General features: G+C 69.5%; 23 protein-coding genes. 17 read left to right on the top strand and 6 right to left on the bottom strand.

Annotated elements, in window-relative coordinates; all coding sequences use genetic code 11:
- Positions 1-118 precede the first annotated feature (118 nt).
- Positions 119-526, bottom strand: a complete 408-nt coding sequence (locus BJ970_RS18425; protein WP_184727391.1) for a response regulator — start codon at positions 524-526, stop codon at positions 119-121.
- A 121-nt stretch (positions 527-647) separates the two neighbouring features.
- Positions 648-1,085 carry a hypothetical protein gene (locus BJ970_RS18430; RefSeq protein ID WP_184729195.1) on the bottom strand — a complete coding sequence of 146 codons (438 nt, stop codon included), beginning with the start codon at positions 1,083-1,085 and terminating at the stop codon, positions 648-650.
- A 94-nt stretch (positions 1,086-1,179) separates the two neighbouring features.
- On the opposite strand from BJ970_RS18430, the gene ctaE reads away from it, so the two are divergent.
- The 5 genes from ctaE to BJ970_RS18455 all read left to right on the top strand — a co-directional run bounded on the left by ctaE (position 1,180) and on the right by BJ970_RS18455 (position 5,972).
- A complete protein-coding gene (ctaE, locus tag BJ970_RS18435; RefSeq protein WP_184727392.1) occupies positions 1,180-1,791 on the top strand; it encodes an aa3-type cytochrome oxidase subunit III in 612 nt (203 codons plus the stop codon).
- 85 nt (positions 1,792-1,876) lie between these two features.
- Positions 1,877-2,683 (top strand): cytochrome bc1 complex diheme cytochrome c subunit, encoded by an 807-nt coding sequence (qcrC, locus tag BJ970_RS18440; protein WP_184727393.1) that lies wholly within the window; start codon positions 1,877-1,879, stop codon positions 2,681-2,683.
- Positions 2,680-3,804 (top strand): cytochrome bc1 complex Rieske iron-sulfur subunit, encoded by a 1,125-nt coding sequence (qcrA, locus tag BJ970_RS18445; RefSeq protein ID WP_184727394.1) that lies wholly within the window; start codon positions 2,680-2,682, stop codon positions 3,802-3,804. Before qcrC ends, qcrA begins: the two co-directional genes overlap by 4 nt.
- Complete coding sequence (gene qcrB / locus BJ970_RS18450; protein WP_184727395.1) at positions 3,801-5,453, top strand: cytochrome bc1 complex cytochrome b subunit; 1,653 nt, start codon at positions 3,801-3,803, stop codon at positions 5,451-5,453. The genes qcrA and qcrB overlap by 4 nt, the downstream gene beginning before the upstream one ends.
- Before the next feature lie 93 nt (positions 5,454-5,546).
- Positions 5,547-5,972: a PPOX class F420-dependent oxidoreductase gene (locus BJ970_RS18455; protein WP_184727396.1), complete on the top strand. Its 426-nt coding sequence runs from the start codon at positions 5,547-5,549 to the stop codon at positions 5,970-5,972.
- A 122-nt stretch (positions 5,973-6,094) separates the two neighbouring features.
- Here BJ970_RS18455 and BJ970_RS18460 read toward each other — a convergent pair whose 3' ends face one another.
- On the bottom strand, positions 6,095-7,813 hold the full coding sequence (locus BJ970_RS18460; protein WP_184727397.1) for a DEDD exonuclease domain-containing protein: 1,719 nt from the start codon (positions 7,811-7,813) through the stop codon (positions 6,095-6,097).
- 132 nt (positions 7,814-7,945) lie between these two features.
- Here BJ970_RS18460 and BJ970_RS18465 point away from each other — a divergent pair, with 132 nt between their 5' ends.
- The 3 genes from BJ970_RS18465 (at position 7,946) to BJ970_RS18475 (ending at position 12,096) form a co-directional block, all read left to right on the top strand.
- Positions 7,946-9,262, top strand: a complete 1,317-nt coding sequence (locus BJ970_RS18465; RefSeq protein ID WP_184727398.1) for an NYN domain-containing protein — start codon at positions 7,946-7,948, stop codon at positions 9,260-9,262.
- A gap of 455 nt (positions 9,263-9,717) precedes the next feature.
- Positions 9,718-10,689, top strand: coding sequence for a C40 family peptidase (locus BJ970_RS18470; protein WP_184727399.1), 972 nt, complete (start codon positions 9,718-9,720; stop codon positions 10,687-10,689).
- A 114-nt stretch (positions 10,690-10,803) separates the two neighbouring features.
- Positions 10,804-12,096, top strand: coding sequence for a basic secretory protein-like protein (locus BJ970_RS18475; RefSeq protein ID WP_184727400.1), 1,293 nt, complete (start codon positions 10,804-10,806; stop codon positions 12,094-12,096).
- A gap of 73 nt (positions 12,097-12,169) precedes the next feature.
- On the opposite strand, the gene BJ970_RS18480 is transcribed toward BJ970_RS18475, so the two are convergent.
- On the bottom strand, positions 12,170-13,978 hold the full coding sequence (locus BJ970_RS18480) for an AMP-dependent synthetase/ligase (protein WP_184727401.1): 1,809 nt from the start codon (positions 13,976-13,978) through the stop codon (positions 12,170-12,172).
- A gap of 251 nt (positions 13,979-14,229) precedes the next feature.
- Between BJ970_RS18480 and BJ970_RS18485 the strand changes: the two genes are divergently transcribed.
- The 5 genes from BJ970_RS18485 (at position 14,230) to BJ970_RS18505 (ending at position 18,150) form a co-directional block, all read left to right on the top strand.
- The gene (locus tag BJ970_RS18485) at positions 14,230-15,018 is read left to right on the top strand and encodes a metallophosphoesterase family protein (RefSeq protein WP_184729196.1); all 789 of its coding nucleotides are present in this window, start codon (positions 14,230-14,232) and stop codon (positions 15,016-15,018) included.
- Positions 15,019-15,081: 63 nt separating this feature from the next.
- Positions 15,082-15,525 (top strand): SRPBCC family protein, encoded by a 444-nt coding sequence (locus tag BJ970_RS18490; protein WP_184727402.1) that lies wholly within the window; start codon positions 15,082-15,084, stop codon positions 15,523-15,525.
- Between the two features lie 57 nt (positions 15,526-15,582).
- A complete protein-coding gene (locus BJ970_RS18495; RefSeq protein ID WP_184729197.1) occupies positions 15,583-16,800 on the top strand; it encodes an ArsA family ATPase in 1,218 nt (405 codons plus the stop codon).
- Between the two features lie 13 nt (positions 16,801-16,813).
- Positions 16,814-17,212, top strand: a complete 399-nt coding sequence (locus BJ970_RS18500; RefSeq protein WP_184729198.1) for a hypothetical protein — start codon at positions 16,814-16,816, stop codon at positions 17,210-17,212.
- Positions 17,206-18,150 carry an ROK family protein gene (locus BJ970_RS18505; protein WP_184727403.1) on the top strand — a complete coding sequence of 315 codons (945 nt, stop codon included), beginning with the start codon at positions 17,206-17,208 and terminating at the stop codon, positions 18,148-18,150. Before BJ970_RS18500 ends, BJ970_RS18505 begins: the two co-directional genes overlap by 7 nt.
- A gap of 22 nt (positions 18,151-18,172) precedes the next feature.
- On the opposite strand, the gene BJ970_RS18510 is transcribed toward BJ970_RS18505, so the two are convergent.
- Both BJ970_RS18510 and BJ970_RS18515 read right to left on the bottom strand, forming a co-directional pair.
- Positions 18,173-18,655 (bottom strand): DUF308 domain-containing protein, encoded by a 483-nt coding sequence (locus BJ970_RS18510; RefSeq protein WP_184727404.1) that lies wholly within the window; start codon positions 18,653-18,655, stop codon positions 18,173-18,175.
- Entirely contained in the window at positions 18,652-19,419 is a 768-nt protein-coding gene (locus BJ970_RS18515) for an alpha/beta hydrolase (protein WP_184727405.1), read from the bottom strand. Before BJ970_RS18515 ends, BJ970_RS18510 begins: the two co-directional genes overlap by 4 nt.
- Positions 19,420-19,619: 200 nt before the next feature.
- Between BJ970_RS18515 and BJ970_RS18520 the strand changes: the two genes are divergently transcribed.
- From BJ970_RS18520 to BJ970_RS18535, 4 genes are all read left to right on the top strand, one after another.
- Positions 19,620-20,369, top strand: coding sequence for a lysophospholipid acyltransferase family protein (locus tag BJ970_RS18520; RefSeq protein WP_184727406.1), 750 nt, complete (start codon positions 19,620-19,622; stop codon positions 20,367-20,369).
- A 45-nt stretch (positions 20,370-20,414) separates the two neighbouring features.
- Positions 20,415-20,915 carry a polyadenylate-specific 3'-exoribonuclease AS gene (locus BJ970_RS18525; RefSeq protein WP_184727407.1) on the top strand — a complete coding sequence of 167 codons (501 nt, stop codon included), beginning with the start codon at positions 20,415-20,417 and terminating at the stop codon, positions 20,913-20,915.
- 114 nt (positions 20,916-21,029) lie between these two features.
- Positions 21,030-22,055 carry a 6-phosphofructokinase gene (locus BJ970_RS18530; RefSeq protein WP_184729199.1) on the top strand — a complete coding sequence of 342 codons (1,026 nt, stop codon included), beginning with the start codon at positions 21,030-21,032 and terminating at the stop codon, positions 22,053-22,055.
- A 140-nt stretch (positions 22,056-22,195) separates the two neighbouring features.
- Complete coding sequence (locus BJ970_RS18535; protein WP_184727408.1) at positions 22,196-23,584, top strand: class II 3-deoxy-7-phosphoheptulonate synthase; 1,389 nt, start codon at positions 22,196-22,198, stop codon at positions 23,582-23,584.

A 23,584-nucleotide genomic window follows, 5' to 3' on the forward strand; every position in this document is an offset into this window, starting at 1 on the left:
GGCGCGCTGCGAGGGGCACCCCGACCTGGTGCAGCGTCATCCGCGAGGCTGCTGCCTACGGCGGGCCGGCCGCCGACATCAGCCCGCACCGCTGTGCAAAGTATCCCGCAATATTCGTTCAGGCAGGTACTGGCTTGCCCGCGGAACGCAGGACCTCGGCCACGGTCTCGGCCGCGGCGAGCGGGTCGAGCGGGTGCACCAGGACCGCGTCGGCTTGGGACCAGGTCGCCAACCATCGATCGTCCTTGCGGCGCACCGCGACCACCACCGGCGGGCACTGCGCGATCTCGTTCTTCAACTGGCGGGACACGCCCATGCCGCCGGTGGGCTGGGCTTCGCCGTCCAGGATCACCAGGTCCGCATGGCCGGCGTCGACCTCGCCGAGCACGTCCGCGACGGTTCCCGCCTCGATGTAGTGCAGCCGACCCAGGTCCGGAGCCGGGCGTCGCCCGATCGCCGTGATGATCGCCTCTCGGACCTCGGGGCGATGGCTGAACACGAGAACGTTCGTGGTCGGTGTGCTCATCACTAGCTCCTCGCGGGTCGGCGCAGGATGGGGCGGTGGGACCGCCGAACAACTCCGGATGCTAGCGGCCCGACCGGGACGAACAGTAGCGGCCCGGGCAAATCGATCAACGCGATGTCGATCAACCGGATCGGTCCGGGGCGGGCTGTAGCGCGTCCCAGCCGAACGCCTTGCCGCCGTGCCGTTGCGCGAGCCCGGCCATCCGGGAACTCTCCTGTGAGCAATGCAACGCGTCGAGTTGCTGGACACGCAGCGCAACCAATGGCGTCAGGCCGGGCGCGGCGAGCTCGCTACCCCGCCCACCCGGGCGCAGGTCCCAGCCGTCGGCGGCCAGGATGCCCCGAGCAGGCTCGATCGAGTGATCCGGCAGGGCCAGGTGGTGGCGCAAGACCGCAGGTCTTCCGGGCTGCCAGCGCCTCGCCCGCGCCAGCGCCGCCGAGGCCGCCTCGACCTCGTCGAACGCCGTCACAACGATCTCCAGATCGGGGTCCTCGACGCCGAGCGCGGGCCTGTCGCGGGTCCGGCGGGCGGACCGGAGGGCCGACCACCACGCGCGGATGCCTTTCACAGTGTGTTACCTCCAGGTCGCAATCCGATCACCCTGCGGCCGAGGTCCGGACCCGAAGGCGCGAGCGGAAAACGTGCAAGACATAATGCGTCGCGTGACAACGGCAGCGCCCTCAATCAGTCAACGCGTGCATTCGCTGAACCGGCCGAACATGGTCAGCGTAGGCACCATCGTTTGGTTGGCCAGCGAGCTGATGTTCTTCGCTGGGCTCTTCGCCATGTTCTTCACGGTGAAGGCGCAGAACGAGGGCGAGTGGCCACCACCGCCCACGCACCTGAACCTCCCGTACGCCCTCCCGTTCACGATCGTCCTCGTGGCGTCGTCGTTCACCTGTCAGTGGGGCGTGTTCGCGGCGGAGCGGGGTGACGTCTTCGGCCTCCGCCGGTGGTACGTGATCACGCTGATCATGGGCGCGATCTTCGTGGGCGGGCAGGCCGGTGAGTACTACCAGTTGATCACCGAGCACGCGACCACGATCGCGTCGTCGGCCTACGGGACGGTCTTCTACATGACCACCGGCTTCCACGGGATGCACGTCATCGGCGGGCTGATCGCCTTCATCTTCCTGATCATCCGGACGAAGCTCAGCAAGTTCACGCCCGCCCAGGCCATCGCTGCCATCGTGGTGTCGTACTACTGGCACTTCGTGGACATCGTGTGGATCGGCTTGTTCGCCGTGATCTACCTCGTCCCATGACGGCTGAAACAGTCCCATTGATCGGCTACCTCCAACGAGGCAGAAACCGAACACCCCGAACCGGACAGCAAGGGTTGCCGCTCTCATGACCACCAACAAGAAACGGAACCGCGCGGGCTCGAAGCTTAAGCGGCGGATCTCCGGTGTACTGGCGTTGGGCATCGCGCTGGTGGGTGCCGGTGGGCTGTACACCGTCGTGACTCCCGAGCCGCAGACCGCGCAAGCCGCTGCGGACCCGGCTCTGGTGAGGCAGGGCGAGCAGCTCTACAACAACGCCTGCATCTCCTGCCACGGCGCGAACCTGCAGGGCGTCCAGGACCGCGGCCCGAGCCTGGTCGGAGTCGGCGAGGCGGCCGTGCACTTCCAGGTCTCCACCGGCCGGATGCCGATGGTCCGCCAGGAAGCGCAGGCGACGCGCAAGCCGCCGAAGTTCAACCCCGAAGAGATCGACGCGCTGGCCGCCTACGTGCAGACCTACGGCGGCGGCCCGGAGGCACCGCAAAAGACCGGCGCGGCGCTGCAGGGCAGCAACACCGCCCGCGGTGGCGAGCTCTTCCGGCTCAACTGCGCCTCCTGCCACAACTTCACCGGGCGCGGCATCGCGATGTCCTCCGGCAAGTTCGCGCCGAACCTGCACGAGGCCACCGAGCAGGAGATCTACGAGGCGATGCTCACCGGCCCGCAGAATATGCCGAAATTCTCGGACCGGCAGCTGACGCCAGCGGAAAAAGAGGACATCATCGGCTACATCAAGTCGGTTTCCAATGGCAACAACAACCCGGGTGGTAACGACCTGGGCGGCTACGGGCCCGGGCCTGAGGGCGTCATCGCCTGGGTGGTCGGGATCGGCGCACTGATCGGCCTCACCCTGTGGATCGGAGCCAGGGCATGAGTGAGCAGAAGAAGGAATACACCGAGGCCGAGCTGGCCGAGATGAGCCGGGACGAGAAGGTCCGGCTGGGCCTAGCGCTCGATGATGTCGAACTCGTCGAGTACCGGGACCACTGGCCCGTCAAGGGAACCCGGGCGGAGCGCCGGGCGGAACGGGCGGTCGCGGTCTGGTTCACCCTCGCCGGGCTCTCGGCGCTGGCTTTCATCGCGGTCTTCGTGTTCTGGCCGTGGCGCTACGAGCCGCCGTCGGACGAACGCGCGCACTTCATTTATTCGCTGTACAACCCGCTGATCGGCTTCTTCTTCGGCCTGGCGATCCTGGCCGTGGGCATCGGGGTGGTGCAGTACCAGAAGAAGTTCATCCCGCACGAGGTCGCGATCCAGCAGCGGCACGACGGTCACGGTTCCGACGAGGTGGACCGGCAGACCACCGCCGCGCTGCTCGCCGACGCGGGCAACCGCAGCGGCATCACCCGCCGGTCGATGATCCGGCGCACCGCCGGTTTCGGTGCCGGTGCGTTCGGCATCGGCGCGGGCGTGTTCGCGATCGGCGGCCTGGTCCGCAACCCGTGGGCCACCAACGGGCCGGAGTCCCTGGCCCACACCGAGTGGATGTCGGAGAACGGCGAGAAGACGTACCTGCGCCGCAACACCGGCAACCCGCACGAGATCTCGCTGCTGCGGCCGGAGGACATCGACGCGGGCGGCTTCGAGACCGTCTTCCCGTTCCGGGAGTCGATGCGGGCCAACGAGGAAGAGCTCGGGGCCTCGATGCGCAAGGGCGACGCGCCGGTCATGCTGATCCGGCTGCGCCCCGGCAGCAAGCCGGTCAAGCGCAAGGGGCAGGAGGACTTCAACTACGGCGACTACTACGCCTACTCGAAGATCTGCACCCACGTCGGCTGCCCGACCTCGCTGTTCGAGCAGCAGACCGGGCGCCTGCTCTGCCCCTGCCACCAGTCGCAGTTCGACGTGGTCCACACCTACGCCAAACCGGTGTTCGGTCCGGCCACCCGGGCGTTGCCCCAGCTTCCGATCGCGGTGGACGAGGACGGCTATTTCGTGGCCAGGGGCGACTTCATCGAACCGGTCGGCCCGGCGTACTGGGAGCGTAATTCATGAGTTCGATCACTCGACCGACCAAATCGGAGAGCGCTGCCTACCGCAAGGTGGCCACCGCCGCCGATGAGCTCGACACGCGGTTCCAGCTCGCCAAGGGCATGCGGCGCCAGCTGAACAAGGTCTTCCCCACGCACTGGTCGTTCCTGCTCGGGGAGATCGCGCTCTACACGTTCGTCATCCTGATCGTGACGGGCGTCTACCTGACCCTGTTCTTCGACCCCTCGATGGAGGAGGTCGTCTACAACGGCGTCTTCCAGAACCTGCAGGGCGTCCCGATGTCCCGGGCGTTCGAGTCGACGCTGGACATCTCCTTCGAGGTGCGCGGCGGCCTGTTCATCCGGCAGATCCACCACTGGGCGGCGCTGCTGTTCGTCGCCGCGATGGCGGCGCACATGTTCCGGGTGTTCTTCACCGGCGCGTTCCGCCGGCCGCGCGAGAGCAACTGGACCATCGGCGCCCTGCTGTTCATGCTGGGCATGTTCGAGGGCTTCTTCGGCTACTCGCTGCCGGACGACCTGCTCTCCGGAACCGGTATCCGGGCCACCCTGTCCGGCATCGTGCTCTCGATCCCGGTGCTCGGCACCTGGCTGCACTGGGCGCTGTTCGGCGGTGAGTTCCCGGGCACGGAGATCATCCCCCGCCTGTACGTGCTGCACGTGCTGGTGATCCCGGGCATCATGCTCGGCCTGGTCGCGGTGCACCTGGCGCTGGTCTGGTACCAGAAGCACACCCAGTTCCCGGGCGTGCGGCGCAAGGAGAACAACGTCGTCGGCGTCCGGATCATGCCGACCTTCGCGCTCAAGGGCGGTGCGTTCTTCGCGCTGGTCACCGGCGTCTGCGCGATCATGGCCGGGGTATTCCAGATCAACCCGGTCTGGAGCATCGGCCCGTACAACGCCTCCCAGGTGTCGGCCGCTTCGCAGCCCGACTGGTACCTGATCTGGGCGGACGGCATCCTGCGCATCTGGCCCGCGTGGGAGGTCTACCTCGGGCCGTACACGGTTCCGCCGGTGTTTTTCGCGGGCGTCATCGGGATGGGCATCCTGTTCACCCTGCTGCTGAGCTACCCCGCGTTGGAACGCAAGCTCAGCAAGGACACCGCGCACCACAATCTGCTGCAACGGCCGCGCGACGCTCCGGTCCGGACCGGCCTCGGCATGATGGCGCTGTCGCTGTTCGCCGTGCTGATGATCTCGGGTGCGAACGACCTCATCGCGTTCCAGTTCAACATCTCGCTGAACGCGATGACCTGGGCCGGCCGCATCGGCCTGCTGGTGCTGCCCCCGATCGCCTACTACATCACCTACCGGGTCTGCCTGGGTCTCCAGCGCGGCGACCGGGAGGTGCTGGAGCACGGCGTCGAGACCGGCATCATCAAGCGGCTGCCGCACGGTGAGTTCATCGAGGTTCACCAGCCGCTCGGCGCGGTGGACGATCACGGCCACCCGGAGCCGCTGCCCTACCAGGGTGCTCCGGTGCCGAAGAAGATGAACAAGCTCGGCGCGGCCGGTAGCCCGGTGGCGGGCAGCCTGCTCACCCCGGACCCGGTCGAGGAGACTACGGCGCTGGAACGGGCGCGGCACGAGGACGAGGTCCGCGAAGCGGAGCGCGAGCTGACGGCGGGCAAGCCGCAGCAGCCCACCGAGTAAGCAGCGCAGTCCGACCGAGGCCCGGCACCCTTAGGGTGTCGGGCCTCGTCGCTGCGATCGCGCGGTGGGGGAGGGGCGATTACCTTTGCCGACGTGACATCGATCGACGATTCTGAGGTCCGTGCCTTCCTCGAAGAGGGCACCCGCCCCGGCGTCCTCGGCTTCACCGCGCGGGACGGGCGACCGCTGGTCGCGCCGGTGTGGTTCGTGCTGGAGGGCGACGAGATCGTGTTCAACACCGGCAAGAACACCGCGAAGGGCCGCGCGATCGCCCGAGATCCGCGGGTCGCGCTCTGCGTGGATCTACCGGAACCGCCGTTCGCCTTCGTCCAGGTCCAGGGCATCGCGGAGACCTCCGAGGACCCCGACGAGCTGCTGCGGACCGCGACCGAGATCGGCGGCCGGTACATGGGCCGGGACCGGGCGGAGGAGTTCGGCCGCCGCAACGGTGTGCCCGGTGAGCTGGTGGTCCGCATCCGGCCGACCAAGGTGATCGCCGGTCTCGACATAGCCTCCTGAACCAACTCGGTCCGGATGTGTTCGACCAGGTAACCGGCCGGGAGTGTTGGCACAGGGCTCCGCGCTCCTCGGCGCTGGCCAGGCGAAACCCGTGCCTCGCCGAGTCTCGCGGGTAAACCTGGTCAGTCGATCGCCGCATAAGGGTTGCGGCCGGTGGTGGCCTTTTCCAGCCAGGCACGCCAGGAACCGGCCGAACCCGCCGGTTCGGCCCACGGGATGCTGCACCGGACCATGCGGGTGCCGCCGGTGGTCAACCAGCGGTAGACGACCCGCGCCTCGTCAGCGGTCGTGCCGTGCAGCGGCCCCGCTCCTGGGATGACGGTCTCCGCCGATGCTTGCAGTAGGTCCACAACCGGCATCGGCGGGACGCCGCGCCGCGCGGTGCCTGCGGCGGCGAGCCGGCCGTGCCGGATCACCGACAGGTGCCAGCCGCCGCGGCCGTCGGGCCGGGCCGCTACGAGCTCCGGTACGCCGGTCAGGGCGCTCAACCGCTGTCCGCGGTCCAACGAGCGCACGAGCGCGGCGAGCTGGTCGCGGTGCACGGCGGCGTCTTCGAAGCGCTGCGCGGTGGAGAGCCGGTCGAGTTCGCCCCGCAGGCGCTCCAGCAGATCGGCGCTGCGGCCGTTGACGACGTCCCGGATGGAGATCACCTCGGGTTCGTACTCAGCGACGCTCTGGTGCCCCGCACAGGGCGCGCCACAGCGCCTCAGCTCGTACAGGGCACAGGGGCGGCCGGTGGGTTCGCGGGCCGGAATGCGGTCGGTGCAGCGCCGCACGGTCGTGGCGGACTCGAGCGCGTCGACGGCGTTGGCAGCTGCCCGGCGGGAACTGAACGGCCCGAGCGCGTCGGGCTTCGGGATGCGCACGATCGACAACCGGGGGAACGGTTCGTCGGTCAGCACCACCCACCAGGCGCGCTGCGGGAACTTCGAGCGCCGGTTGTAGCGCGGTTGGTGCGCGGCCAGCAGGCGTAGTTCCCGGACCTCGGCCTCCATCGGATGGGCGCATTCGACGTGGTCGACCCGCTCGGAGATCATCACCATCTCCTTGATCCGGTTGCGCCGCTCCCCGGCGGTGAAGTACTGCCGGACCCGGCGCCGCAGGTCGGTCGCGGTGCCCACGTAGAGCACCTCGTCCTTCGGGCCGCGAAACAGGTAAACGCCCGGCGAGTTCGGCAAGCCGTCGGCGAGGCCGCGCTTGCGGCGCTGCTGCGGCGTGACGTCGGGTAGGTGGCCGAGCAGATCCTCCAGCGTCCGTACGCCGAGCGGCCCGACCCGTTCCAGCAGGGCATGCAGCACGTCGACGGTGGCACGCGCGTCGTCCAGCGCACGGTGCACAGGAACGGTGCGGGCGTGCAGCACCCGGGCCAGCGTGCCGAGCTTGTGGTTGGGCGTCTCGTCTTTGGTCAGCACCCGGCGGGCCAGCCGCACGGTGTCCACCACCTGCGGCTTCGGCCACCGCAGCCCGAGCCGTTCGCAGTTGGCGCGCAGGAACCCGATGTCGAACGGGGCGTTATGCGCCACCAGCACGCTGCCCCGGCAGAACTCCAGGAAAGCGGGCAGCACCGTGTCGAAGCGGGGCGCGTCATGGACCATCGCCTCGGTGATGCCGGTGATCGACACGACCGCGGGCGGTATGCCGCGCTCCGGATTGACCAGCGTGGCGAACTCGCCGAGCACTTCGCCACCGCGGACCTTGACGGCGCCGATCTCGGTCACCGCGTCCTGGTTGCGGTCGCCACCGGTGGTCTCCAGGTCGACGACCACGAAGGTCACCGCGTGCAGCGCGACGTCCTCGGTGGTGACGAGCTCGTCGAAGGACAGTTGGGGGTGCGCGGACATCGGCGATCACGTTACGTCCGGCTACCGACAGGACCGGTGGATGCTGGGCTCGGAGGCCTCGGCCATTAGCCTGTGGGAGTGGTACCGCCGAAGCCGGGGTCAGCCGATACCCCCATCCCCGACGAGTCCGCTGTGGACGGTGCACAGCGGACCGGTGGTGGGCCGCCGATCGACTGGGACGCGCTGCCCGGTCCGCTGCGCCTCAGGCTGGCGGAACTGGCCGCTTGCGCGCTGGATGAGGTGCGTCCGTCGGACGTGCCGGCCCAGCTGCGCCCGGTGGTCCGCTTCGCTCCCGCCAAGCGCGCGAAGCTGGGCCAACCGGCGCTGATCGCCGCGCTGCGCGATTCCGGGGTCTTCCGGACCGCGGTCGTGGACTGGTGCCGAAACCACCGCGCGGCGGCGCTCGCCCTCGACGATGCCGATCCGGTCGCGGTCGCCGCGGCCGCCGTGCTGCTCGGCTCGCCCGTCGCGCCGCACTACGTGGAACTGATCAGCTTCCGCGCCGAGCAGGTACAGCTGCGCACCGAGCGCGATTCCGCGACGGCGCGTGCGGACCGACTGACCGCCGATGTCGAGCGGCTGCGCGGCGAACTCGCCGAGGCGAAGCAGATCGCCGACCGGATCGGGGGCGAGAACAGCGCGGAGGCGGACCGGCTGCGCAAGCGCCTTCGCGAGCAGGGCGTGCGGCTCAAGCAGGCCAAGGACGGCGCCGAGCACGCGCTCAGCGAACTGGAGCGGATGCGTTCGGAGCACAAGGCGGCGTTTGAGGAGATCGTCGCGGAGCGGGATCGGGAGCGCGCGCGGGCGCAGGAGGAGCGACGGCGCGCGGACCGCGCGAGCGCCGAGGTGGAGGTGGCGCGGCAGTCCGCCCGAGAAGCCCGTCAGGGCGACGAGGTGCGGCTGGCGCTGCTGCTGGAGACGCTGGAGGGCGCCGTCGGTGGCCTGCGCCGCGAGCTCGGGGCGAGCGGTAGCGGCCCGCGGCCCGCGGACGTCGTACAGCGCGTGCGGGCGCATTCCGGTGCGACCGGGGAGGTGCCGGACGTCGTCACGCTGGACCGGTTGTTGGCGCTTCCCGCCGTGCATCTGATCGTGGACGGCTACAACGTGACCAAGACCGGGTATCCGGAGTTGCCGTTGTCCGATCAACGCGATCGGCTGGCCCACCAGTTGGCGGCGTTGTCGGCGCGGACCGGCGCGGAGGTCACGGTGGTCTTCGACGGTGCCGACGTGCTGGCGGTGCCGACCGCCGGGCCGCGTGGGGTCCGGGTGTTGTTCAGCGAACCCGGCGTGCAGGCCGACGACGTGATCCGCGATCTCGTGTCCGCCGAGCCGAAGGGGCGGCAGGTGGTGGTGGCGACCTCGGATCGGGCCGTGGCGACTTCGGTCCGCCGACGGGGTGCTTACGCCGTTTCCTCGGCGATGTTGCTGGCGCGGCTGAATCGGGTGTAGCAGCTTGCCGACGCAACCGACCGCTGATCGATCCGTCGGCACGTGGCCGATCTCATAGTTGATCGACTGAATAAAGTGGATCTCCTCATCTGGGGAGCTAATTCATCACAATTCCAGGTAATCGAGCCGGAAGATCCGTCACCGTGAGCGCATGACTCTCCTCCGTTAGGGGCCTTGTGCGTTGGCGCACAAATTTTCAGACCCGCTTCTGGACCTTGCGGCTCACCTTTCGTAACCTACTCGGGACCTCGTGGCGATCAGTTGCCCAGACCGGGCGGCCCGCGGGGCACCGCTGCATCGACTTGTCGGGGAGTCGAGCCGGACCGGGTGTGGGGGCATCCGGGCGGTAAGCGGGTGGATAAGCAGAAGGAGCAGTGCGCGACGTGGCGTCGCACCGACTTAAGCGCTCTCTGCGAGGTGCCCTGGCTGCAACCGCGGTCGCTGCCGTCGTTGGCATGACCTCCGGGCCCGCGCTCGCAGACCCACAACTCCCCGACAACGCCTCGGACGCGGCCAAGCAGGTGCGTGATCTTCAGCACCAGGCCGAGCAGCTCACCGAGGACAAGAAGAAGGCCGAAGACGATCACGAGGCCAAGCAGGCCGAGCTGGACCGGGCGAACCAGGAAGCCGGCCAGGCCGAACAGGTCGCCAACCAGGCCCGGGCCGAGGAAGAGAAGTTCCGCGGTCAGGTCGACCAGCTCACCCACGCCTCGTACCAGGGCGCGCGGCTGAACAAGCTGTCCGCGCTGCTGGTCAGCGAGACCCCGGACGACTTCCTGGAGCGTGCCTCCGCGCTGGACGTCCTGGCCAAGGACAACAACGACGCGATCAAGGCGCTGACCTCCGCACGGCACCAGGCCGAGACCGCCGAGCAAGCCGCGCAGGACGCCCGCAACCGCGCCGTGCAAGCCGAAGCCGATGCCGCGCGCATCGCCCAGGACTTGCAGCAGAAGTCCCAGGCGATGCAGGACCAGATCGCCAAGGTCCAACAGCGCTACGACCAGCTCAGCAGCGCGGACCGGGACTCGCTGAAATCCAGCGGTGATACCGGCGTGGGCTCGATCGCCGGTGCGGGTGCGGCGATCGCCGCGGTCAATGCCGCACTGGGCGTGCAGGGTTCGCCGTACGTGTGGGGCGCCAAGGGACCGAGCCAGTTCGACTGCTCGGGCCTGACCTACTGGGCGTACAAGAAGGCCGGCGTGACCATCGGCGGCTCCACCAAGACCCAGGTCGGCGAGGGCCGCAGCGTGTCGGCCAGCGACCTCAAGCCGGGCGATCTGATCTTCTACTACAGCCCGGTCAGCCACGTCGCCATGTACATCGGTAACGGCAAGGCGGTGCACGCCCCCACCTCGGGCGACGTCGTCAAGGTCACCGACTACCAGAAGATCGGCTCGGTGACGGCGATCCGCCGCATCGTGGGCTGAGCGAATCCCCAACTTCGGGGCCGGCACCGTTCGGTGTCGGCCCCGAAAGTGTGTCGGGTTCTTTGGGGGACGGCGGTTGGGGAAGCCGATGTGACTCCGCTTACCATGCGGCCTGTGCTTGCGTCGGGGAAGTTTCGGGGGTGGCTGGCGGCTGTCGCCGCGGGTGCCGCGCTGGCCGGGGTGTCGTCGCATTCGCTTCCGCCGCCGGATCTTCCGTCGACTCAGCCGGTGCAAGTCGCCGGGCACGCGGGGTTCGCCTTCGCGGGGCAGCCGCCGGAGTCGGCGGTGCGGGGCCTGCTCGAACGGCGGGCCGCGGCGGTCCGGACCGGGGACGAAGCCGCGTTCGCGGCCACATTGGATCCCGAGGCCCCGCCGGATTTCCAGCGCCGCCAACACGAACTGTTCCGCAACCTGGGGACGGTCCCGGTCACCGGGTGGGCCTACGAACTGGAAAGCGCGGCCGGGGATCACCCGCCGGTGCCCGAAGCCGACGAGACCTGGGCACCGCGGGTCATGTTGCGCTACGCGCTGACCGGTGTGGACACCGTGCCCACCCAGCGCCCGCTCGGCTATGTGTTCGCCCGGCGCGGCAGCTCGTGGTATCTCGCAGACGACGACGGCGCCGAATACCCAGCCTGGCGCGGGCCGTGGGATTTCGGGCTGTGCCACGTGCGCCGCACCCCCACCGGGCTGGTCATCGGCCACGATCCGGAGCCGGTCGAGCGGGTGGCCCGGCAACTGGATGCCGCCGTGGCGGACGTGACGGAGGTCTGGGGTCCGGGCTGGTCCCGGAGGGTCGGCGTGCTTTTGCCGGATTCCCAGGAGGAACTGCAGTCGCTGGTGGGGGCGGAGTTCGCCGTGGACGGCATCGCGGCGGTCGCGGTGGCCGACCGGGTGGACACCACCGCGCGCCGGGTGGAAGGCCCGCGCGTGGTGCTCAACCCGAAGACGGCCGAGCAGCTCTCCGACATCGCCCTGCGAGTGGTGCTGCGCCATGAGATCACGCACATCGCGGCCCGAGCGGACACAGTGGACGGTGCGCCGATGTGGATGCTGGAGGGCTTCGCCGACTACGTCGGCTACCGCAAGAGCGGCGTCGAGCCGAAGGACGTCGCCCCCGACCTGGCCCATCGGCTCCGCGAGGCCGGGCCGCCCACGAAACTGCCCGAAGACGGCGACTTCCACCAAGCCGGTCGCCGCCTGGATCTGGCCTACCAGCAATCCTGGTCCGTGGTCCGCCACCTCTCCGAACGTCTCGGCGAACGACGCTTGGTCAACCTCTACCGCCGCGTCGCGGCGTCCAGATCATCGGCCACAGTGGACGAAGCGCTGCGCGAGACGGCGGGCCTGAGTACCGAACAGCTGGTCGCGCAATGGGGGGCCCAGCTGCCCCGCACGTTCGGCTGACCCTTTCCGGCGCGAGGGTGCCGTCGGCCGATCGGTCAGCGGTGGCCGCTCACCCGGCCGCCCGGATTCGCGCTCAGGAGTAAAGGGCTTCGATGTCGGCGGCGTGGTTCGCGGCGACCTTGTTGCGCTTGAGCTTCATGCTTGGCGTCAGCTCGCCGGTGGCTTCCGTGAAGTCCTCCGGCAGGATCCGGAACTGCTTGATCTGCTCCGCCCGGGACACCGCCTGGTTGGCCTCGTCGACCGCCTTCTGCACCTCGGCGCGCACGTCCGGGTCGTCGATCAGCTCGGACGCCGGAGTGTCCGCCGGCCGGGAGTTGCCCGCGAGCCACGAAGGCAGGAACTCCGGGTCGAGCGTGATCAGTGCGCCGATGAACGGCTTCTGATCGCCGACCACCATGCACTGGCTGATCAGCGGGTGCACCCGCAGCGCATCCTCCAGCACCGCCGGGGCGACGTTCTTGCCGCCGGCCGTGACGATGATCTCCTTCTTCCGGCCGGTGATCTTCAGGTAGCCCTCGTCGTCCAGCGAGCCGAGGTCGCCGGTGTGGAACCAGCCGTCCTCGATGGACTCCTTGGTGGCGGTCGGGTTGTTCCAGTACTCACGGAATACGACGTCCCCCTTGATCAGCACCTCGCCGTCTTCGGCGATCCGCACCGTGGTGCCGGCGACCGGCTTGCCGACGGTGCCGACCTTGAACGCGGTCGCCACGTTCACCGCTGCCGCCGCGGTCGTCTCGGTGAGCCCGTAGCCCTCCAGCACCGGCACGCCGACGCCGCGGAAGAAGTGCGCGAGCCGTTCGCCCAGCGGCGCGCCACCGGACACCGCCGCGATGCAGCGGCCGCCGAGCGCCGCCCGGAGCTTGCCGTAGACCAGCTTGTCGAACAACGCGTGCTTGAGTTTCAGCGGCAGGCCCGCGCCGCCTTCGTCCTGAGCCTGGCTGAACGCGACCGCGGTGTCCTCGGCCTGGTCGAAGATCCGGCCCTTGCCGCTGCCGTGCGCCTTCTGCTTGGCGGTGTTGTAGACCTTCTCGAACACCCGCGGCACCGCCAGCACGAACGAGGGCCGGAACGAGCCGAGGTCGCTGACCAGATCCTTGATGTCGCCGGTGTGGCCGAGGGTGACGCGGGCGTACACGCTCATCACGGTGATCGCGCGGGCCAGCACGTGCGCCATCGGCAGGAACATCAGCATCGAATTGCCCGGCCGGGTCAGCTGGGGGAATGCCTTGATGTCCGCCCGCACCTCGGCGAGCATGTTGCGGTGCGTGAGCACGCAGCCCTTGGGACGGCCGGTGGTGCCCGAGGTGTAGATCAGCGTCGCGACGTCCTCGGCTCGTACCGCACGGCGCCGCAGGTGCACATCCCGGTCGTCGACCTCCGCGCCCAGCGCGGTCAGCTCGTCCACGGCACCGGCCGCGCCGCGGCTTGTCGGGCCCTCGATCTGCCAGACGTGGGCGACCTCGGAGAGCCGGTCGATGACCTTGTCCACCTCGGTTCGGTGCGCTTCGGTCTCCACGACGATGGCCTTGGCCCCGGAGTCGGCGAGAATCCACTCCGCCTGGTCGGCGGAGGAGGTCTCGTAGACCGGCACCGTGACACAGCCGGCCGTCCAGATCGCGAAGTCCAACAGGCTCCACTCGTACCGGGTCCGCGACATCAGCCCGACCCGGTCTCCGGCCTGCAGACCGGCGGCGACCAGGCCCTTGGCCACGGCGAGCACCTGCGCGGCGAAATCGGCGGCGGTGACGTCGACCCAGGTGCCGTCCACCCGGCGGCGGAAGCTCACGGCGCTGCCGAAGCGTTCCGCGTTGGCCCACACCATGTCGGTGAGGTTCTCGTCCTCGGCCACAGTCGTGGTGGCGGGTGCGCTGAACTCTCGCACGTCGAAACCTCCGAAAACACGCCGGTCAGTGGGGCACAACCTAATGCCGATGGTTACTGAGCGGTAGTCCCCGTTGGCGGACCGCTGCAGTCAACCCAGCGTAGTGGCCTCGGTGATCGACGGCGTGTCGCCGGTCGGCGGCTTGTCCCGCCCAGCGGGCGCCGGCGCGGATCGGCTCGCCAACGGCGTTCCGCCCCGGTGCGCGGACGGATTAAGTTCGAGGTAGGGATTGTCGGCGGATGGGAGTTGAGTTGCGCGTCCACGTCGTTTCGGACGTCCATGGCAACGTCGAGGCCCTCAAGCGCGCGGGGGACGGCGCCGACGCGCTCGTGGTGCTCGGTGACCTGATCGACTTCGTCGACTACCACGATCACGCGAAGGGGATTCTGGGCCGGGTGTTCGGCCCGGAGAAGGTCGCGCGGTTCGCCGAGTTGCGGCGCAGCCGCGGCGGCCCCGAGTTCGGCGCTTACGTGCGCTCGTTGTGGGCCGGGCTGACCGATCCGGCCGCGGTGGTGGAGGAGGCGGTCCGCGAGCAATACACCGAACTGTTCGCGGCGATGACCGCACCCACCTACGCCACGCCCGGCAACGTCGACGCGCCGCACCTGTGGCCCGAGTTCGTCGGTCCGGGCATCCACGTGCTGGACGGCGAGAGCGTCGAAATCGGCGGCCTGACCTTCGGTTTCGTCGGTGGCACCCTGCTTCCGCAGGGCGCGACGCTGCGCCGGCACGCGGCCTGGGTGCCGTACCTGCGGCCCGAGGACGAGTACGACGCCGCGGTGGCGGCACTGCCCAAAGTGGACGTCCTGTGCACCCACCTGCCGCCGGCGTTGCCGGAGCTGACCTACGACGTCATGGCACGGCGGACGGAAAACGGCTCGGCCGCGTTGGTCGAGCGCATCGCCGCCGACCGGCCGCGCTGGTCGCTGTTCGGGCACGTGCACCAGCCGCTGGCGCAGCGCATGCGAATCGGGCAGACCGAGTGCGTCAACGTCGGCCATTTCAAACGCACCGGGCGCCCCTACGCGATCAAGTGGTGAAGGTGAGCAAAACCAGCCTCCTCCAGGCCGCTGCCACCGCCCGCACCCGGTAACCTGCGGCGCATGGTCGATCAGTCCACCCAGTCCATCGTGATCGAGGCCCCTGCCGCGCAGATCATGGCCGTCATCGCGGATTTCGCCGCCTACCCGGAGTGGGCGGAAGCGGTGAAGGAGACAGAGGTGCTCTCCCGCACCTCCCGCGGCGACGCGGAGCGGGTGCGCTTCGTCCTGGATGCCGGGGTGGTCAAGGACACCTACGTCAACGTCTACGACTGGGCGCCCGACGGGCTGTCGGTGAGCTGGAACCTCGTCGAGGGGCAGGTGCAAAAGGCGCAGCGCGGCAGTTACCGGCTGGACCCGTTAGCCGACGACCGCACCGAGGTGACCTACAGCCTGGCCGTGGACCTGGCGATTCCGATGATCGGTCTGTTCAAGCGCAAGGCCGAGAAGATGATCATGGACACGGCACTCAAGGAGCTCAAGCGGCGCGTCGAGGGCGTCAAATGAGCAATGTCGAAGGCGCTGACTAAAAGCGCATCCGCCGATACCGACCGAGACGAGCCGTTGCGAATCCTGCTTTTCACCGGAAAGGGCGGGGTGGGCAAGACCACCCTCGCCGCCGCCACCGCCGCACACGTCGCAGTGCACGGAGGCAAGGTGCTCGTGGTCTCCACCGACCCGGCACACTCGTTGGCCGATGCGCTCGGCGTCGGCCTCGGCGCACAGCCGCGGGAGGTGCGGCTGGACGGTTCGCACGCCGTGCTGCACGCCGCCGAGGTGCAGACCCGCGCGCTGGTCGACGACACCTGGCAGGAACTGCGCCAACACCTGCGGACCATGCTGCACGGCGCAGGTGTCGACGAAGTCGACGCGGAAGAGCTCACCGTGCTGCCCGGTGTGGAGGACCTGCTGGCGCTCACCGAGGTGCACCGCCTCGCCGCGAGTGGGCTGTGGGACACCGTGATCGTCGACTGCGGCCCGACCGCCGAGACGCTTCGGCTGCTCGCGCTGCCCGAATCGCTGGCCGGCTACCTGGAGCGGCTGTTCCCGGCGCACCGAAGAGCCGTGCGCGGCCTGCTGGCCGGGATCGCCGGCAGCGAGCACGTCGAGCGCTGGGACTCCGTCGCCGACGGGTTGGGGCGGCTCGCGGAGCGGCTCGCGGCGCTCAAGGACATGCTCGCCGAGCCCGGGACCAGCGTGCGGCTGGTGCTCACCCCGGAGTCGGTGGTGGCGGCCGAAACCCGCCGGACGCTGACCGCCTTGGCGCTGCAACAGATCCAGGTCGACGGCCTGGTGGCCAACCGCGTGGTGCCGCATCCGGGGGCCGCCCGCGGCGCTGCGGCCGGGTGGCTGCGCACCCGTCGTCGCGAGCAGGAGCAGGTTCTCGACACGCTGCGGGCCGTGACAGAACTTCCGCTGCGCGTGGTCGAGCACCGCGCCGCCGAGCCGGTGGGCGCGGAGGCGTTGCTGGCACTGGGCGATGAGCTCTACGCCGCCGCCGACCCGTTGGAGAACGGGCCGAGCATGCCGACCATGCAGATCAGTGGCGGTGGGAAAGCGCTGGATTCGGAGTACTTCCTGCGAATCGCGCTCCCGCTGCACCCGGCGGCGGACCTGGACATGTCCCGGATCGGCGACGAGTTGGCGATCACCGTTGACGGCCGCCGCAGACTGGTCGCGCTGCCCGCAGTGCTCCGACGGTGCATCGTGACCTCGGCGGTCGCCGGCGACGATGGCCTGACTGTGCGGTTCCGGCCCGACCCCGAGTTGTGGATGCGGTGAGACCGTGAACGAGATGCGCGACGAAACCCGGCACGACCATCTGGTCGAGGAGCTCCGCATGCTGCTCGACGCGGTCGCCGGCAAGGCCGAGGAGTACCTGCGCGGCTGCGGCCAGGACGCCGAAGCCGACAACAGCGGGTCCACGTGCGGTTGGTGCCCGCTGTGCGCGGCGGTGGCGCTGCTGCGCGGCCACCGGCCGGAGCTCAACGAGCAGCTTATCGGGATCGTGCAGGCGCTGCGGCAGGCGCTGGCCGATCAGCGCGCGGCGGCGCCCGGCGCGGCCGACGACTCCGAGGAAGACGGCCAGGAGGAGCCCGCGGCGTCGAAGGTGCAGCGGATCCGGGTGCATCGGGTCGACGGCCCGGTGCTGGCCGAGGGCGAGAGCGAGACCGAGGTCGTGTCGGGGTGCTAACCATCGGAGTGGACGTCGGCGGCACCAGCGTGCGGGCCAGCGTGGTTGATCCGCACGGCGAGATCCTGGAAACGAACCGCGCCCCGACGCCCGCCACCAGCGCCGAGCTCAACGCCGCGATCGCCACCACGGTCCAGGCGTTGTCCGACCGCTACCCGGTCGCCGGGGTCGGTATGGCCGTCGCCGGGTTCGTCAGCGCGGACCGCAGGGTGGTGCGCTTCGCGCCGCACCTGGCGTGGCGGCACGTCGCCGTCGCAGACGAACTCGCGGATCGGCTCGGGCTGCCGGTCGTTCTGGAGCACGACGCAAACGCCGCCGCCGTGGCCGAACAGCGCTTCGGCGCGGCGGCGGGAGCGAGAGTGGCCGTGCTGGTGGCCATCGGCACCGGCATCGGTGGCGCACTGGTGATCAACGGCGAGGTGTTCCGCGGTGCCTACGGCGTGGCCCCGGAGCTGGGACATCTGCGCGTTGTCCCGGACGGTCGGCCGTGTTCGTGCGGCAAGCGCGGTTGCTGGGAGCGCTACTGCAGCGGCACCGCATTGGCTGCCACTGCGGCGGAACTCGTGCGGGGCACGGGCGAGTCGAGCGTACTGGCAACGGCCGGGCTGACCGGTGTCGAGGTGGCCCGCGCGGCGGAGGCGGGGGATCCGGTCGCCCGCCGCGCGGTGGCCGATCTGGCCCGCTGGCTCGGCGAGGGCTTGGCGCTGGTCGCGGACGTCTACGACCCCGAGGTCGTGGTGATCGCCGGTGGGGTTTCCGATTCGGCGCCCCTGTTCCTGGACGACGCCCGCGAGCATTACGCCGCAGCCGTCACCGGTGCCGGGCACCGGCCGCTCGCGCGGATCAGGGTGGCCCGCTACGGAGACTCGGCGGCCATGGTCGGCGCGGCGGCGCTGACCCGCGAACACGTCGTCGCCGGCGCACGGCACCTGACCTGACGAACCGGGAATGTCAGCTCCGTCAAACCTGGGCGCCGTCGTCGTCTTCGGAGTTCGGCGGTCCTTGGCGCAGCCGCAGCAGGAGCCAGCCGATGCCCGCGCTGATCAGCACGAGCCCCAGCGGCATCGTGAGTGAGCCGGACATCCCGGCCAGGCCCGGCACCAGCAAGATCAGCAGCCCCATCGCGATCACCGCGATCCCGAGCAGGGTCGCGGGTCGCGGGGTCGGCAGCGGCGGCGGTTCCGGTGGGACGAAGTGCTCTTCCGCCTCGTCAGGCTTCGGCACCCAGTCCCTCGGCCCCCAGTCCCTCGGTCCCAAGTCGAGCTCGGGCTGCGGCTCGGCCACGGCGGTGTCGTTGACCGCATTGGCGGTGTCCGCAGCGTTGGCGGAGGTGTCCTCGGGCCAACGCGCGAACGTCGAATCCCGCTCCAAGTCGGCGACTATCTCGGCGAAAGCCGCGTCGATGTCCTCCGGCCCGTCGGCGTTGTCGCGGCGCGTGTTCATACGACTTCCTCGGCCCGTTCGCGGTGGATCCGTTGCAGGAACTCGACGCTACCGCTGAACACCGCCGGTGCGTCATGGTCCAAGGTCGCAACATGGAAGCTGTCTGGCAGCACCACCTCCGCGAGGTCGGTGCTGGCGACTCCGTCCAGCACGATCGCGGAGTTGACCGGTTCGACGACGTGATCGACGGCCGAGCGGAACAGCAGCAGCGGCTGGTGCACCCGGCGCAGGTCACCGCGCACCAGGCTCCACAACTGCTGCAAGCTGGCCATCGCCCGCAGCGGCAACCGGTTGTAGGCGAGCTCGAAGCCGCCGGGCTTGGCGATGTCACCGGGAATCCCGCCGACCGCTGGCCATATCCGGCTCAGCAGCGGCAGCAACCGGGCCTCCTTGCGCAGCGTCGTCACCGAGGGGTTGACCAGTACGATCCCCGCGATATCGGGGTGTTGCTGGGCCAGTCGCAAGGCCAGCGTGCCGCCCATGGACTGGCCGAACACGAATACCGAGCGGCACCGGCCGCGTAGTTCGGCGAGCTCGGCCTCCGCGGAGTCGTACCAGTCTCTCCAGGTGGTCCGGTTCAGATCGGGCCACCGGGTGCCGTGCCCGGCCAGTAGCGGGCAGCGGACGGTGAAGCCCTCCGCCGCCAGGTGCTCGCCCCAGGCCCGCATGCTCTGCGGGGTGCTGGTGAAGCCGTGGCAGAGCAGCACACCGATCTCCGCTGATCCGTCGTGCGTGAACGGTTCGGCGCCGGAAAGCACGGGCACCGCGGCCTCCCAACAGCATCGGCGAGCCAGTACCGCTTCATGGTCGCATGCGCGGGCGACAAGTGGGGCGGCCTTGACGAGGCGGTCGTGATCGCGGAACGGGTTGGATCGCGATCACGACCACGAGGCCGCGTTGTGCGGGTTGTCCGGGCTCCGTAGGCTGAGCAGGGAACTCGGTGGGGCAAGGAGGCGGCAGCGCGGTGTTGTACTGGGTGATGAAGCATTTCCTGCTCGGGCCCTTGATGAAACTGTTCTGCCGTCCGAAGGTCGAAGGCGTCGAGCACGTGCCGACCACCGGCGGCGCGATCCTGGTCAGCAACCACCTGGCCGTCGCCGACTCGTTCTTCATGCCGCTGATGATGCCGCGCCGGGTGACCTTCCTTGCCAAGCGCGAGTACTTCACCGGCAAGGGCATCAAGGGCAAGTTCAAGAAGTACTTCTTCTCCGGCGTCGGGCAGGTCCCGATCGACCGCTCCAGCGGCGCCGCCGCGCAGGCCGCGTTGGACACCGGGGTCCGCCTGCTGCGGGAAGGAAAGCTGCTGGGCGTCTACCCGGAGGGCACCCGGTCCCCGGACGGCCGGCTGTACAAGGGCAAGACCGGGGTCGCCCGGATGGCCCTGGAGTCGCAGGCGCCGGTGATCCCGATCGCGATGTTCGGCACCGACAAGGTCAACCCCATCGGGTCCAAGATGTGGTACCCGCACAAGGTGGTGGTGAAGGTCGGGCCGCCGCTTGACTTCTCGCGCTACGAGGGCATGGCGGGCGACCGGTTCGTGGAGCGGTCCATCACCGACGAGATCATGTACGCCCTGATGGAGCTCTCCGGCCAGGAGTACGTCGACGTCTACGCGGCCAAGGTCAAGGACGACCTGGCGGCGCAGGGCAAGCAGGTGGCGGGCTGGAAATCGCAGAAGCCCGTCGACCGGCTCCCCGAGTCCAAGGCCGGCTGACAGCCCGCACCGGCTGCTGGAACGGCGGCCGCCTACCCTTGCCCGGTGCGGTACTTCTACGACTGCGAGTTCATTGAGGACGGACACACCATCGAGCTGGTGTCGATCGGGATGGTCGACGAGTCCGGCCGCGAGTTCTACGCGGTGTCCACCGAGTTCGACGCTTCCCGGGCCGGTGCCTGGGTCCGGCAGCACGTGCTGCCGCAGTTGCCGCCGCCCTCCGATCCGTGCTGGCGTACCCGAGCCAGGATCCGCGAGGACCTGTACACCTTCCTGTCCGCGCGGGGCGGGAACGTCGAACTGTGGGCCTGGTTTGCCGCCTACGACCACGTGGCGCTGGCCCAGCTGTGGGGCGCGATGCCGATGCTGCCGTCGCGGATCCCCAAGTTCACCCGCGATCTGCGGCAACGCTGGGAAGACGTCGGCAAGCCGAAGCTGCCGCCGGCGCCGGACAATGCGCACGACGCCCTGGCCGACGCCAGGCACAACCTGGAGCGCTGGAGGGTGATCGAGGAGGTCCGCCGCAAACGCGGCTTTGCCTGGTAACGGCGGGGGTACTTGCTGCACCGATCCAGGCCGTGCCAGGCTGTGGCAGGGGAGACGTGGATCACGTCCCATCTCGGTTGGATTGAGGAGGCGGCTAAAGAGATGCCGGCTGGAATGCGTGTCGGAGTGCTCACCGGAGGCGGCGACTGCCCCGGGCTCAACGCGGTGCTCCGAGCGGTGACCCGTAAGGGGATTTCCGTGCATCAGCACGAGATCCTGGGATTCCGCAGCGGATGGCTGGGCCCGGTGGAGGGCCTGACCATGCCGCTGACCCTCGACTCGGTCGAGGAAATCCTCAACCGGGGTGGCACCATCCTGGGCTCGTCGCGCACCAACCCGTACAAGGTCGACGACGGGATTGCCAGGCTCAAGGCCACCCTCGACGAGCACCGGGTGGACGCGTTGATCGCGATCGGCGGCGAGGACACCCTCGGCGTCGCCCAGCAGCTCACCCACGACGGCGTGCCGGTGGTGGGGGTGCCCAAGACGATCGACAACGACCTGGACGCCACCGACTACACCTTCGGCTTCGACACCGCGGTGCACATCGCGACCGACGCCATCGACCGGCTTCGCACCACTGCGGAGTCGCACCACCGCGCGCTGGTGGTCGAGGTGATGGGTCGGCACGCGGGCTGGATCGCGCTGCACGCCGGGCTGGCCGGTGGCGCGAACGTCATCCTCGTGCCGGAGCAGCCGTTCAGCGTCGAGAGGGTCTGCGACTGGGTGCAGCAGCGCTTCGAGCGCCAGTACGCGCCGATCATCGTGGTCGCCGAGGGCGCGCTCCCGGAAGGCGGCAAGGAGCTTCTGCTGACCGGCGAGAAGGACGCATTCGGCCACGTCCGGCTGGGCGGCGTCGGTACTTGGCTGGCCGACGAGATCGCCGGGCGCACCGGCAAGGAGTCGCGCGCGGTCGTGCTCGGCCACGTCCAGCGCGGCGGCACGCCGACGGCCTATGACCGGGTGCTGGCCACCCGTTTCGGCCTGCACGCGATCGACGCGATCACCGAGGGCGACTTCGGCAAGATGGTCGCGCTGCGCGGCACGGACATCGTGCGGGTCCCGTTGCGCGAGGCGACCGCGTCGCTGAAGACGGTGCCGCTGGAGCGCTACGCCGAAGCCGAAGTGCTCTTCGGCTGACCCCGGCGTCGGTTTCGATGGAAATCGGCGCGCCGATTTCCATCGAAACCGACCGGCGGTAGACCGGCTATCGAGACCCCGGCTGTGGGTCGCCTCGCCCGGCGTAAAAGAAGTGGCGCCCAGCGCTTATTCTGGGGTGCGTGAACTGGACCGTCGACGTCCCCGTAGATGATCTTCCCGAGCTGCCACCGCTGCCGCCGGAGATGCGCGCCCGCCTCGATGACGCGCTGGCCCGTCCCGCCGCACAGCAGCCGCAGTGGCCTAACCCCGACCAGACCGGCAAGGTCCGGAAGGTGCTGGAGAGCGTTCCGCCGGTGACCGTGCCGTCTGAGGTGGACCAACTGCGTCAGCACCTCGCGGCTGTCGCCCAGGGCGAGGCGTTTTTACTGCAGGGGGGCGACTGCGCGGAGACCTTTGCGGACAACACCGAGCCGCACATCCGCGGCAACATTCGCACGCTGCTGCAGATGGCAGTGGTGCTGACCTACGGCGCGAGCATGCCGGTGGTCAAGGTCGGCCGGATCGCCGGGCAGTACGCCAAGCCGCGGTCCAGCAACACCGACGCGCTGGGCCTGCCGTCCTACCGCGGCGACATGGTCAACTCGCTGGTCGCCACCGAGGACGCCCGCCGCCACGACCCTTCGCGGCTGATCCGCGCCTACGCCAACGCCAGCGCCGCGATGAACCTGTCCCGCGCGCTGACCAGCGCCGGCATGGCTGCGTTGACCAAGGTGCACGACTGGAACAAGGACTTCGTGCTCAACTCGCCGGCCGGCGAGCGCTACGAGTCGGTCGCCGCCGAGATCGACCGCGGCCTGCGCTTCATGGCCGCCTGCGGCGTGGACGACTCCAGCCTGCACTCGGTGCAGTTCTACGCCAGCCACGAGGCGCTGGTGCTGGACTACGAGCGCGCCATGCTGCGGCTGGACGTCTCCCGCGAACAACCTCGGCTGTTCGACCTGTCCGGGCACTTCCTGTGGGTGGGCGAGCGGACCCGCCAGCTGGACGGCGCGCACATCGCGTTCGCCGAGCTGATCGCCAACCCGATCGGCATCAAGATCGGCCCGGGCACCACACCCGAGCAGGCCGTGGAGTATGTCGAGCGGCTGGACCCGAACAACGAGCCCGGTCGGCTCACCCTGATCAGCCGGATGGGCAACGGCAAGGTGCGCGACGTGCTGCCGCCGATCGTGGAGAAGGTCACCGCCTCCGGGCACCAGGTGATCTGGCAGTGCGACCCCATGCACGGCAACACCCACGAGGCCAGCACGGGCTACAAGACCCGGCACTTCGACCGGATCGTGGACGAGGTGCAGGGTTTCTTCGAGGTGCACCGCCGGCTGGGCACCCACCCGGGCGGCATCCACATCGAGCTGACCGGCGAGGACGTCACGGAGTGCCTCGGCGGGGCCCAGGAGATCTCCGACGCCGACCTCTCGGGGCGCTACGAGACCGCCTGCGACCCGCGCCTGAACACCCAGCAGTCGCTGGAGCTGGCGTTCCTGGTCGCGGAGATGCTGCGCAACTGA

The organism is Saccharopolyspora phatthalungensis (assembly GCF_014203395.1).
In the GTDB taxonomy this organism is placed as follows: domain Bacteria; phylum Actinomycetota; class Actinomycetes; order Mycobacteriales; family Pseudonocardiaceae; genus Saccharopolyspora; species Saccharopolyspora phatthalungensis.